Genomic DNA, 12,916 nt, shown 5'->3' with positions numbered 1-12,916 from the left:
CACCTTGACCTCGATCAGCAAGCTGGCGGCCGCGGTCGTCCTGGTGGGCGGCCTCGCCGTACCGGCGGTGGCCAACGCGGCAGTCGTGGACACGAGCGCTTCGTACGCGTTGGTCAACCGCAACAGCGGCAAGGCGCTGGACGTCTACGACCTGTCCACGGCGGACGGTGCGCGGATCGCCCAGTACACGCGCAACGACGGTGCCTGGCAGCTGTGGCAGTTCGTCGACTCCGGCGGCGGCTTCTACCGGCTGAAGTCCCGGCACAGCGGCAAGGTCCTGGACTTCGCGTCGACAGCGGACCGGGCAGGGCTCGTGCAGACGACGGACGCGAACCGCACCGGCCAGCAGTTCCGGCTCGCCGACTCACCGGACGAGCACGTCCGGCTGGTCAACCGCGCGAGCGGCAAAGCGGTCGACGTGCTCGACTACTCCTCCGCCAACGCCGCGCAGGTGATCCAGTGGCCCGACACCGGCGGCACGAACCAGCAGTGGCAGCTGGTGAGGATCGGAGCGGCCGGCAACGTCAAGAACCCGATCAAGAGCAACGGGCCGGACCCGTGGCTGCAGTTCCACAACGGCTACTACTACCTGGCCACCACCACGTGGAACTCGACGATCACCATGCGCCGCTCCCGCACGCTGGCTGGCCTGTCGAGCGCCGCGGACACCGTGGTGTTCTCCCTGTCCGGCAGGCCGAACGGCTGCTGCAACATGTGGGCACCGGAGTTCCACCTGCTCAACGGCCGCTGGTACCTGTACTACGTGGCCGGGCAGAACGTGTCGGACTACAACCCCACCCAGCGGTTGCACGTGCTGGAGAGTTCGGGCTCCGACCCGATGGGCCCGTACGCGTTCAAGGCGGACCTCGGCAGCACGTGGGAACTCGACCCGAGCGTCCTGCAGCACAACGGGAAGCTGTACCTGATGGGCAGCGCGATGGACGGCACCCAGAGCCTGACCATCACCCCGTTGTCGAACCCGTACACGATCAGCGGCGCACGACGCACGATCTCGCAGCCCACGCTGTCGTGGGAACGGCAGACCGCGCCGGTCAACGAGGGCGCGGAACCGCTGTACCGCAACGGGCGCACCATGATCGTGTACTCGGCCAGCGCCTGCTGGGGTCCCGACTACAAGCTCGGCCTGCTGACCCTCACCGGTTCCGACCCGCTCAACCGCGCGCACTGGACGAAGTCACCGAACCCGGTGTTCCAGCGCAACGACGAGCACGGCGTGTTCGGCCCTGGGCACAACGGGTTCTTCAAGTCCCCCGACGGCACCGAGGACTGGATCGTCTACCACGGCAACACCAGCGCCTCGGCCGGCTGCGGCATGGAACGGTCCACCCGCGCGCAGAAGTTCACGTGGAACTCCGACGGCACCCCGAACTTCGGCACACCGGTCCCGCAGGGCGTCCAGATCGCCGCGCCCTCGGGCGAGCCCGTCTCCTAGCCGTGTCCCTCACCCGCGTCGCACGACGGGACACGCCTTGGCCCTCGACTCCGCCGCCGCACACCGAAAGGAGATCTCGCATGTTCTCGACCAGACTCGGCGCGGCCCTGGCGGCCGTCGCCGTGCTCGGCGGGCTCGCCCCCGCCACCGCGGCACCACAGATCCTGGCCTGCGGCGACCGCTCGTACAACGCCGACGCGGTGCTCAGCGGCAGCACGTGGACCTCCCGCAACGCCGGCCGGACCGTCTACACGGGCACCGACATGCGTGCGGCCGTGCAGGCGGCGATCGGCAGCCTCACCTCCGGTCGCACCTCGAAGCAGTGGGTGCTGGTGCGCGGCAGCGGTTCGATCAGCGCGGGCTCGCGGATCTCGTTGCCCAGCTACACCGGCATCGACGTCTGCGGCACGATCAACGTGACCGGCAGCGGTTCCGGCGACCAGGCCCCGATCTACTCCAGGGGCGCGCGTGACGTCGAAGTGGGCTACCTCAGCGTCACAGGGCGCCCGTTGTACGGGATCTTCCTGCGCAACGTCGACAACGTCGTGCTCGGGCAAATCAACCTTCAGTTGTCCGGCGGCCTTGGCGTGCGCATCGACAACCGCGGCGACACCAGCGTGCGCAGCCGCAACATCAGGATCGACAACGTGTACGCGTCCGGCGCGAGCAGCCACGCCGTCGAGACCTACGGCGTGGACGGCCTCACGATCGGCACGGTGACCGCGCGCAACGTCGGCGAGTCCGGGCTGCTGCTCAACGACACCATCAACGCCTCCGTCGGCACGGTCGACGCGGAGAACGCGGGCTCGGGCACCGGGTACGCGGCGTTCCGCACCGCCAACCGCAACGGCCGCATCGGCTCGTCCTACCCGACGAACATCAGGGTCGGCACGGTCAAGGCGCGTGGCGGTGGCCGCGGGGTGTTCTGCGTGTCGGAGAGCGGCGGGCTGACCATCGACCGGATCGACCTCGCGAACACCGGCAACAACGCGGTCCTGATCGAGAACTGCACGAACGTCGTCCTCGCGGCGCAGAGCGGCACGGTGTCCGGGGGTGGCGAGGTCCGGCTGGCGGCGCGCACGGAGTTCCCGAACAACCGCGACATCATCGTCCAGAACCTGACGCTGACGAACTCGTCGGTGCGCGAGAGTCCTTGTGGCACCAACACGACGTTCCGCAACCTCACGCTGAACAACACCTCGTTGAACGTGTGCTCATGACGTCAGCCGTGCGCCTGGTACTCGAACCAGTCGAAGCGCACGGTTCCGGTCGCGGCGTAGAGGCCGATCACGCGGCCGGTGAACCCTCCGGCCACCTCGGTTGACAGGTACTTGCCGTCGAGTGAGGCGAGTTCGTCGAACTCGGGCACCTCGACGCCGAACGACAGCGTGTCCGGGCCGGACCGGGCGTCCTGCGGTGTGCGCGGCTCCACGCGCACGACCAGGACGACCGGTCCGTCCGGCACGGGCCTCGACGCGACGACGGCGCGGAGCGGGCCGATGCGGGCGATCACCCGCACCTCTCCGGATCTGGCCTCGATCTCGTAGTGGTGCTCCTCGTCCAGCCGGACCGCGAGGCCGCCGCTGCCGTCCGCGACGTCCACCAGCGCCCTCGCGACGCACGACAGGTGCCGCTGACGCTGTCCGGCGAACACCACGGCGGGATCGTCCATTCCGGACCCGCGAGCGCGCAGGGTCAGCCAGCCAGGCCGTTCCTCGGTCGTGCAGTGCTTCTCGGAACGGTCGCGCACCGAGATCCACGACGGGTCCAGTCCCCAGGCGTCGAACTCGTCGCGTTCGGACACCGCGGGCGCCGGGCCGGGCACGATCTCCCCCACGACGGGCCATCCCTCGACCCACGTCACCGGGGCCAGGAAGGTCTCGCGGCCGAGCACGTGCCAGCCGGGCGTGCCGCCGCCGGGCCGCACGCCGAGGAACACCATCCACCACGTGCCGTCCGGCGCCTGCACCAGATCCGCGTGGCCGGTGTTCTGCACGGGTTCGCCGGTGCCGCGGTGCGTGAGGACCGGGTTGGCCGGGCAGGGCTCGAACGGGCCGTTGGGCGTGCTCGCGCGGGCGACCGAGACGGCGTGCCCGCGTTCGGTGCCTCCCTCGGCGATCAGCAGGTACCAGTGCTCGCCGATCCGGTACAGGTGCGGCGCTTCCGGCGCCTTGGCCCCAGGTTCGCCCGACCACAACCGCGTCGGTGCGCCGAAGGTCTCGCCCGTCGACGGGTTGATGCGGTACTGCGACACCCCGGCCACCGTGCACCAGCAGTTCCCGTCGGCGTCCCAGGCGAGGTCCGGGTCGATGCCCTCCACGCCGGGCAACGGGATCGGGTCGGACCACGGTCCCGCCGGGTCGGTCGCGGTGTAGAGCGCGTTGCCGCCCGCACCGACGTTCGTGACAATCAACCAGAACCGGCCGTCGTGGTGGCGCAACGTCGGTGCGTAGACGCCGGCCGACGACGGCGTGCCGGTCGTCAGCCGCAACTGGGAAGGGCGCTCCAGCGCGTTGCCGATCTGCTTCCACTCCACCAGGTCCGTGCTGTGGAACACCGGAACGCCCGGGAAGTACTCGAAGCTGGAGCACGCCAGGTAGTAGTCGTCACCGACGCGGCAGACGCTCGGGTCGGGGTGCATGCCCGCGATCACCGGGATCACCGTTCCTCCACCACGGCGCATCCACCAGCGATCAGCTCGCTCAGGACCCCACCCGTGAGCAGGTCGTGCACGGGTTCGGGCAGCGGTACGGGTTCGGCGCGGTGGTTCAGCACGACCTGCCAGCGGTGTCCGGCGTTCTCGCGCACCACCACCTCGACGCCGGGAGGCATCCGATCGACACCGGCCGAGTCCAGCAGTTCCGCGACCAACGCCGTGTAGGCGGTGGGGTCGAGGCGCGTGGACAGGTACCAGGCCGTGCCGTTGCGGGTCAGCGCGGGCGAGCCGGCCAGCGTGCCGTGGGTGTAGGTGGCGACCGCTTCTGCGCCCTGCAGGCGGATCGACTCGCTCCAAGCGGTGGCGCGGGAGCCGTCCGACAACGTGATCCGTTCGTCGCGGCGCAGCGGCCGGTGTTCCTCGACCCGGATGCCCAGTGCCTCACGCAGCGGTGCCGTGGGGAATCCACCCAGCCGTGCGTGCGGGAACTCGTCGACCACACCGCTGAAGTGCTGCACCAGCAACGTTCCCCCAGCCGCGACGTAGCGGCTCAGGTTCTCCGCGCTCTCGTCGGAGAGCAGGTACAGCGCCGGGGACAGCACGAGCCGGTATCGGCCCAGGTCCGCCGCGGGGTGGGCGAAGTCAGCCACGGCACCGTTGTCCCACAACGCCCGGTGTGCTGCGCGCAACGCCGGGTGGTAGCTGAGTTCCGGCGACGGCAGCCCGTCTGAGTTCAGCGCCCACCACGCGTCGGAGTCGTGCAGCACGGCCACCTGCGCCGTGACGGTCGACCCGGCCAGCACGCCGAGCCGGGCGAGCACCGCGCCGGTCTCCTTCACCTCGCGGAACACCCGGCTGTCCGCGCCAGCGTGCGGCACCATCGCCGAGTGCCACTGCTCGGCGCCCGCTCTCGACTGGCGCCACTGGAAGAACAGCACGCCGTCCGCTCCCCGCGCGACGTGCCCGAGCGAGTGCCGCAAGATCTCCCCCGGTTCCTTCGCGAGCACCCGGTCTCCCGCGTACACGGTGTTCGTGCCCTGTTCCATGAGCAGCCACGGCTCGCCGGACGCGAACGAGCGGGCGCGGTCCGCGGCGAACGCGACGTCGGCGGCCGCGTCGAGGCCCGGCGCGTCCGGGTAGTGGTCGATCGCCACCACGTCCACCTCCCGTCCCAGCGCCCACAGGTCGACGTTCTGGTAGCCCGGCAACATCATGTTCGTCGTCACCGGCCGGTCGCTGTGGGCGCGGATGGCGTCGCGTTGCTCGCGGTAGGCCGTGATCACCTCGTCGGAGAAGAACCGGCTGAAGTCGAGCGACTGACCGGGGTTGCGGTGCCACTGGGTCGCGCGCGGCGGCAGGACCTGGTCCCAGCTCGTGTACCGCTGGCTCCAGAACGCCGTCCCCCACGCCTCGTTGAGGGCGTCGAGCGACCCGTGCCGCGCCTGCAGCCAGGTCCGGAACGCGACGGCGGTGTGGTCGCACCAGCACAACGTCGCGTACTCGTTGTGGACGTGCCACAGCACGACCGCCGGGTGATCGCCGTAGCGTTGCGCAAGCGCGGAGGCCACACGCAGTGCCGCCGTGCGGTAGGCGGGCGCGATGAGGCAGTACGTGTCACGGCTGCCGTGGACGAGTCTGGTGCCGTCGGCGGTGACCGGCAGGGCGTCGGGGTGCGCGAGCGTGAACCACGGTGGTGGCGAGGCGGTCGGCGTGGCGAGGTCGACGCGGACACCGTTGGCGTGCAGGCGATCCAGATGCGCGTCGAGCCACGCGAACTCGTAGCGCCCCTCCTCCGGTTCGAGCAGCGCCCACGAGAAGACGCCGACCGTGACGAGGTTGACCCCCGCCTCGCGCATCAGCTCGTCGTCCTCCTTCCACACCCGCGCGTCCCACTGCTCGGGGTTGTAGTCACCGCCGAACGCGATCACGCGTTCTCCCGCACGGGAAGCCGCGCGCCGTCACGCAGGAACAACGGGATGCGTTCGAGAGGAGCCGCGACCACGACCGTCCGGCCGCCCTCGTGCTCCTCCCCCGTCCACGCGTCGGTCCACCTCGCTCCGGCTGGCAGGTACACCTCCCGTTCGCGAGCGCCCGCCTCGGTGACCGGCGCGACGAGGAGGTCAGGCCCCAGCAGGAACGCGTCCTCGATCAGCCACGCCTCCGGGTCCTGCGGGAACTCGAGGAACACCGGCCGCATCGGCGGCACCCCGGTCGTGGCGGTCGTGCGCATCTGCTCCATCACGTAGGGGCGCAGGCGTTCCCGCAACCGGAGGAAAGCGGTGAGGATCTCGTAGGCCTCCTCCCCGTAGGACCAGACCTCGTTGGGCGACCCGGTCATCCCCGGCTCCAGCCCGTGCCCGGACCCGCGGTTGCCGTGCAGGCGGAAGAGCGGGCAGAACGCGCCGTACTGGAACCAGCGGACGAGGACCTCGCGGTAGGCCGGATCGCCGGGGTCGCCGCCGTGGAAGCCGCCGATGTCCGTGGTCCACCAGGGGATGCCGGACAGCATGACGTTCAGGCCGGCCTTGATCTGGGCGCGCAGCGTGGCGAAGTCCGTCCCGATGTCACCGGACCACAGCGCGGCGCCGTACCGTTGCGCGCCCGCCCACGACGACCGGTTGAGCGAGATGACCTCGGTCTCCCCCAGCGCCGTGAGTCCTTCGTGGACGGTGCGGGCGTTCTCGCGCGGGTACAGGTTCCCGACCTCCAGGCCGGGGCCGGCGTGGTAGCGCAGGTGGTTCTGGTGGCCGGGTTTCAGCTCGGGTTCGCAGGCGTCCAGCCAGAACACCGAGACGCCGACGTCGTGGTATCCGCGCCGGAGACGTTCCCAGAGGTACTCGCGAGCCTCCGGATTCGTGGCGTCGTAGAAGGCAACCTGCGCGGAGTAGGCGCCGAGCCCCTTGTCCGGCCAGTCGGCGTGCGCCACCGGCCCCGACTCGGTGCCGATGAACAGGCCCTGGTTCAGCATCGGGTGGTAGTTCTCGCTGACCGGGCTCACCGACGGCCAGACCGACACCATCAGCTTGACGCCCATCTCGTCGAGCTCGCGGACCATCGCGGCCGGATCGGGCCACTCGGCGGGGTCGAAGCGCCACTCGCCGAGGTGGGTCCAGTGGAAGAAGTCGCACACGATGACGGACAACGGCAGCCCGCGCCGCCGGTACTCGCGCGCGACCTCCAGCAACTCGTCCTGCGTGCGGTAGCGCAGCTTGCACTGCCAGAACCCGGAGGCCCACTCGGGAAGCACGGGCGAATGCCCCGTCACCCCGGCGTAGCGGCGCAGCACGTCGGCCGGCCCGCCCGCGGTGACCCAGTAGTCGATCTGGCGGGCGCTGTCGGCCACCCAGCGGGTGCCGGTCTCCGCCAGCTCGACCCTGCCGATCGCGGGCGAGTTCCACAGCAGGCCGTAGCCGCGGTCGGAGATCAGCAGCGGGATGGTCACCTCGGCGTTGCGCTGCACCAGGTCGACGACCGCGCCCTTCTGGTCCAGCAGCCCGTGGGTGTGCTGCCCCAGGCCGTAGAGCCGTTCCCCGCGGTAGGCGCGGAAGCGTTGTTCGAGCCGGTGGTAGCCGTTGCCGGTCGCGGTGGCGAGCCGCGGGCCCGGCCACCAGAAGTGCGCGGGCTGCTCGGCGAGGAGCTCGGCGCCGTCCTCGGTCCGGCTGAACGTGAGCAGGCCCGCCGACGACGACAGGTCGGGTTGCAGCTCTCCCTCCGGACGGCCGTCGATCCGCACGGTCAACGCGCCGGCGACGAGGATCGCGTGGTCGTCGGCGATCTTGATCTCGACCTCGGCGGGCGGTGGTGCGTCGAGCAGGGCGCTGGGGAGGTCGTCGAGCAGCGGTCCGCCCGGGATGGCGCGGACGCGGACGGCGTCGGGACCCCAGGCCTCGACGCGGAGGGTCTCGCCCTTCGCGCGCCATTCGAGGGCGGTGCCGAGGTCTCGGAAGTGCGGGGACATGGGGGCGCTCCTCGTGTCAGGGAATGGGGGAAGGGGGTGGGCTCTGCCCTCACGCACGGTCGGGACCGGGCTTGGGACACGCTGTGCTCCCGCGCGCGGTCGGGACCGGGACGCGAAAGCTCCGGCCCCTGCCCTCATCCACGGGCGGGACCAGGGCTGGGCGCCGGACCCGTGCTCTCGCGCACCGTCAAAACCGGCGTGAGCAGCACGCGGTCATCCGCAGGACGGCCACCATCGCGCACCGCGGTGAGCCTGCCCACGATCTGCTCGACGGCCACCCGGCCCAACTCGTGCGCGGACCCCGTCACCGCCGTGAGCCGCGGCGCGAACTGCTCGGCGAGCTGGTCCTGGCACAGCGCCACCACCGACACGTCCTCGGGCACGGTGCGCCCGCTGGTGCGCAGCAGGCTGAGCAACGGGCCGATCGCGCCCTCGTTCTGCACGACGAAACCGGTGGTGCCGGGGCGGTCGGCGAGCACGCGGGCGAGCGTTCCCGCCGTGCTCTCGTACGTGCCCTCGCAGGTGCGGTGCACGAACCGCAGTCCGCGTTCACCCGCACGGACGCGGAACCCGGCGAGCGTCCTCTCGGCGTAGCCCGCGTGCCGGTGGTAGACCCCGGAGCTGTAGCCGACGAACGCCACCTCGCGGTGTCCGAGGTCCGCTAGGTGGTCCGCGCACAACGCGCCGGCCGCGGCGAAGTCGTGGTCCACGCAGGACAGTCCGCGCACGTCGTCGGCCAGTCCGATGAGCGCGGCCTGGCCGCCCAGGTCGCGCAGCACCGGGAGGCGTTCGTCGTCCAGTTCGACGTCCATCAGGACCAGGCCGTCGGCCAGGCCGCTGGCGGCGATCCTGCGGACCCCGTCGGCGCCCTCGTCGTTGGTGATCAGCAGGACGTCGTAGCCGTGCTGCCGTGCCGTCGTCGTCACCGCGATGGCGATCTCCATCATCACCGGCACGTAGACGTCCGTGCGCAACGGCACCATCAGCCCGATGATGTGCGAGCGCCGGGCCGCCAGCGACCGCGCGCCCGCGTGGGGGTGGTACCCCAGCTCGCGCACGGAGGTCCGCACCCGCCGGCGGGTCTCCTCGGAGATCGCGCGCTTGCCGCTGAGCACGTAGCTGACCGTGCTGGACGACACGCCCGCGTGCCTCGCCACGTCCGCGATGGTCACCACCGGCTCAGCCCTTGATCGCGCCGGTCAGGACGCCCGTGCGGAAGTGCTTCTGCACGAACGGGTACACGACGAGCAACGGCACGAGCGTCAGCACCACCACGGCCATCTGCAGCGACAGCGGGGCCGTCTGGGAGAACTGGTCGCCGAACCCGCTGTTGACCGAGCCGGGCATCCCGTTGCCGCGGTTGACGTAGGTGAACAGCACGTACTGCAGCGGCCACTTCTCGCTCTCCGTCGGCAGGTACAGCATCACGTTGAAGAAGGAGTTCCAGTAGCCGACGCCGTAGAACAACGCCATCACCGCCGTCACCGCCCGCGAGGTCGGCAGCACGATCGACCACAGGATCCGCCAGTCGCCCGCGCCGTCGATGCGTGCCGCCTCGATCAGGTCCGCCGACGTGCTCGCGTAGAACGCCCGCAGGATCAGGATGTTGAACACCGACACCGCGCTCGGCAGGATCAGCGCCCACCACTGCCCGTAGCCGCCGAGCCCGACCACGACGAGGAACGTCGGGATCAGGCCGCCGTTGACGAACATCGTGACGATCAGCAACGTCAGCAGGAAGCGGTGGCCGGGTGAGCGCGACCGCGACAACCCGTAGGCGCACAGGACCGACACCACCATCGACACCACCGTGCCGACCGCGGTGATGCCGAGGCTCACCACGAGCGCGGTGCGGACCGTCGGGTCGGACAGCATCACCCGGTAGGCCTCGAACGTCAGCTCGTCGGGCCAGAGCACGAGCCCGCCCGCCCGGTTGACCGCGCCCCTGGTCGACAGGCTCGTCACCACCACGATCCACAGCGGCACCAGCATCACCAGCAGCACGCCGCCGAGGGTGATGCCCTTCGCGGCCTCGCCGGCGACGGTGGGCGGTTCCTCCCAGGCGGGGCGCTCGTTGCGCCGCCTGGGTCGAACCGGTTGCGCGACAACGGGTTTCTCGGCGGGGACAGGAGGCACGGTCAGCGTCATCGGCGGTACAACCCGTCTTGTCCGAAGGCGTGCGCCATCTTGTTCGCACCCCAGATGAGCAGCAGCGAGATCACGCTCTTGAACAGGCCCGCCGCCGCGCCGTAGCTGTAGTCGCCGGTGGCGATGCCGAAGAAGAAGGAGAACGTGTCGAGCACGTCCGCCGTGTCGTGGCCGACCGCGTACCGCTGGATCAGGAACTGCTCGAACCCGACGGTCAGCGCGTTTCCCAGGCGCAGCACCAGCATCAGCACGATGACGCCGCGCAGGCCGGGCAGCGTGATGTGCCAGAGCCTGCGCCACCGCCCCGCGCCGTCCGCCGCCGCGGCCTCGTAGAGGTCGGTGTTGATCGTGGCGAGCGCGGCCAGGAACACGATGATCCCCCAGCCCGCCTCCTTCCAGATCACCTGCGCGGTCACCAGCAACGCGAAGGTGTCAGGGTTCGTCATGACGTCCCAGGTGGCGAGGTCGTGCGAGCGCAGGAACTGGTTGAGCGCGCCCGCACCGCCGAGCATCTGCTGGAAGATCGTGACGGCCAGCACCCACGAGAAGAAGTGCGGCAGGTACACGACGGACTGGATGAAGTTCCGGATCCGTTGGGACAGCACGGAGTTGAGCAGGATCGCCAGCGCGATCGGGATCGGGAAGAACAGCAGCAGCTGCACGAAGCTGAGGTAGAGCGTGTTCCGCAGCGCGCCCCAGAACAGCGGGTCGCCGAACAGCCTCTCGAACTGGTACAGGCCCGCCCACGGGCTCTCCCACACCCCGGCGAGCGGGTCGTACTCCTGGAACGCCGTGACGAGACCGAACAACGGCACGTAGTTGAACACCAGCAGCAGGACGACGGCGGGCAGCGTCATCAGGAGCAGCGACCGGTCGCGCCTCAGCCTCGTCCGCCAGGAGAGCCCGGGACGGACGGTCGTCATTGCCCGGTGCCGAACTTCTGCAGCACGTTGTCGTTCATCCACGCGATGAGCCGGTCACCGCCGCCGCTGCTCTTCCAGGACGAGACCACCTCCTTGACCTCGGCGACCGACTTCTTGCCGTGGTAGCAGTCCTTCACCGTGTCGGCGACGCTCTGCGCGGCCTCCGCGGTCGCCTGCGCCTGCGGCATGCTGATGTTCATGCCCCAGAAGACGGGCTTGGCCAGCACCTTGACGTTGGCGGCCTGCCAGGAGGCGATGTCCTTCGTGACGGCCTGCGCGGTCTGGTTGCTGATCACGTTGGCGGGCGCGGCGAGGAACGGGTAGGTCTGCGCCTGGACCTCCTTGCGGCCCGCGTCGGTCGGCGTCGGCACCCCGCCCTCCAGGGTGAAGTGCGTGCCCTCGGTGCCGAAGTTGACCATCGTGTACTCGGCAGATCCGAACGGCGCGGCCAGGTAGTTCGCGACGGCCAGCAGCTCCTCGATCTGCTCCGGCTTCAGGTTCGAGTTGAGGTAGCTGACGACGTTGGTGGCGGAGCCCATGTCGACGCGGGGCGCGCTCTTGCCGTCGGCGGCGAAGAAGTCGAACGCGCCACGGCGGTAGGCGGGGTTCGCGGCCTTGCCCGACTGGTCGTCGGCGAGGTTCCACGCGCCGGTGCCACCACCCGAGATCAGCGTCTTGCCGCCGTAGAACCGGGTGGTGCCCGAGGCGTTGTCGCCGGCGAGCGCGTCGGGGTGCACGTACCCGGAGACGGCGAGCTTGCGGTGCCATTCGAGGGCGTCGAGGAACTCCTGCGTCTCGTACAGGTGGACGAGCTTCCCGTTGTCCACCTTCCACTTCAGCGGCGCGCCGAACGCGGTGTAGAAGTACGTGTAGATGTCGTCGAACGCCCACACGCCCGCCTTCGCGTCGGTCAGTTCCTTGCCCAGGTTCATCAGGTCGTCGGCGGACTTCACCTGGCCGGCGGTGATCCCCTTCGCCTCCAGCACGTCCCGGCGGTAGAACAGCGCGCCCGCGATCTGGAAGCCGGACGCGAACGACGGGATGCCGTAGAGCTTGTCGCCCCAGGCACCCGTGCGCCACGCCGCCGTCGGGATGGCCGCCAGGTTCGGGTACTTCTTCACCTTGTCCCCGGCGAGGTACGGGGTCAGGTCCGCGAGCTGGCTGCCCACCAGACCACCGGTGTTGAAGTTCGGGTTCCACCAGACGGGCAGCTGGATCCAGTCCGGCAGCCTCTTCGCGGCGGTCATCGTCGGGACGATCGTGTTGTAGTTGTTGCCGTCCGCCGGCCGCATCTCCAGCTCGACGCCCAGCGCCTTGTTCATCGCCTGGTAGAAGGCGTTGCCCGCCGACGGGATGGTGCCCCACAACGGCGTGACCGCCGAGTACTTCCCGCCCCTGCCCGGCACACCGGAGACCGTGGCGACCCGGTTCGAGGGGTAGGTGAGGAAGCCGGGATCGGTCATGACGTCCGGGCCGCCCGCCACGGACGGGATGTCGGGTTTGACGGCCGTGTTCGGCACGTACGCCGGTAACGCGGCCTTGAGCGCTTCCCCGGAGTTCACGCCGGCCCGCTGCGCCCCGCTGCCGCCGCAGGCCGACAACAGCGGCGCCATCGCGACGAGACCGGCGGTCGTGACGGCGGCGTTCAGGAAGTTTCTGCGGTTCAACTCGATGTCCATGACGGAACCGATCCTTCGTCGTCGAAGTGTCGAAGCGCTTAAACAGATGTCGGCGAGGCTAGTGACGCAGCTCTCCCGAAACAAGGCCATTGACAGCAG

9 protein-coding genes are annotated in these 12,916 nt (G+C 70.1%); 2 read left to right on the top strand and 7 right to left on the bottom strand.

The annotated features are described in order from the left end of the window. Positions 1-4 precede the first annotated feature (4 nt). Both ACFWN2_RS02230 and ACFWN2_RS02225 read left to right on the top strand, forming a co-directional pair. Positions 5-1,453 (top strand): family 43 glycosylhydrolase, encoded by a 1,449-nt coding sequence (locus tag ACFWN2_RS02230; protein ID WP_382424304.1) that lies wholly within the window; start codon positions 5-7, stop codon positions 1,451-1,453. An 80-nt stretch (positions 1,454-1,533) separates the two neighbouring features. Beyond that, entirely contained in the window at positions 1,534-2,673 is a 1,140-nt protein-coding gene (locus ACFWN2_RS02225) for a hypothetical protein (RefSeq protein WP_382424302.1), read from the top strand. A 2-nt stretch (positions 2,674-2,675) separates the two neighbouring features. Here ACFWN2_RS02225 and ACFWN2_RS02220 read toward each other — a convergent pair whose 3' ends face one another. The 7 genes from ACFWN2_RS02220 to ACFWN2_RS02190 all read right to left on the bottom strand — a co-directional run bounded on the left by ACFWN2_RS02220 (position 2,676) and on the right by ACFWN2_RS02190 (position 12,817). After that, a complete protein-coding gene (locus tag ACFWN2_RS02220) occupies positions 2,676-4,115 on the bottom strand; it encodes a glycoside hydrolase family 43 protein (protein WP_382424300.1) in 1,440 nt (479 codons plus the stop codon). Beyond that, the gene (locus ACFWN2_RS02215; RefSeq protein ID WP_382424298.1) at positions 4,112-6,037 is read right to left on the bottom strand and encodes a beta-galactosidase; all 1,926 of its coding nucleotides are present in this window, start codon (positions 6,035-6,037) and stop codon (positions 4,112-4,114) included. Before ACFWN2_RS02215 ends, ACFWN2_RS02220 begins: the two co-directional genes overlap by 4 nt. Further along, positions 6,034-8,067 (bottom strand): TIM-barrel domain-containing protein, encoded by a 2,034-nt coding sequence (locus ACFWN2_RS02210; protein ID WP_382424296.1) that lies wholly within the window; start codon positions 8,065-8,067, stop codon positions 6,034-6,036. Before ACFWN2_RS02210 ends, ACFWN2_RS02215 begins: the two co-directional genes overlap by 4 nt. A gap of 134 nt (positions 8,068-8,201) precedes the next feature. Then, positions 8,202-9,242 carry a LacI family DNA-binding transcriptional regulator gene (locus ACFWN2_RS02205; protein WP_382424295.1) on the bottom strand — a complete coding sequence of 347 codons (1,041 nt, stop codon included), beginning with the start codon at positions 9,240-9,242 and terminating at the stop codon, positions 8,202-8,204. 4 nt (positions 9,243-9,246) lie between these two features. Continuing rightward, positions 9,247-10,215 (bottom strand): carbohydrate ABC transporter permease, encoded by a 969-nt coding sequence (locus ACFWN2_RS02200; protein ID WP_382424293.1) that lies wholly within the window; start codon positions 10,213-10,215, stop codon positions 9,247-9,249. Beyond that, on the bottom strand, positions 10,212-11,138 hold the full coding sequence (locus ACFWN2_RS02195) for an ABC transporter permease (protein ID WP_382424291.1): 927 nt from the start codon (positions 11,136-11,138) through the stop codon (positions 10,212-10,214). The genes ACFWN2_RS02200 and ACFWN2_RS02195 overlap by 4 nt, the downstream gene beginning before the upstream one ends. Then, the gene (locus ACFWN2_RS02190; protein ID WP_382424290.1) at positions 11,135-12,817 is read right to left on the bottom strand and encodes an ABC transporter substrate-binding protein; all 1,683 of its coding nucleotides are present in this window, start codon (positions 12,815-12,817) and stop codon (positions 11,135-11,137) included. The genes ACFWN2_RS02195 and ACFWN2_RS02190 overlap by 4 nt, the downstream gene beginning before the upstream one ends. Positions 12,818-12,916 lie beyond the last annotated feature (99 nt).

This window comes from Lentzea sp. NPDC058436, from assembly GCF_042721515.1.
In the GTDB taxonomy this organism is placed as follows: domain Bacteria; phylum Actinomycetota; class Actinomycetes; order Mycobacteriales; family Pseudonocardiaceae; genus Lentzea.
The sequence above is the reverse complement of the archived record's forward strand: the minus strand, read 5'-3'. Positions and strand labels throughout refer to the sequence as shown.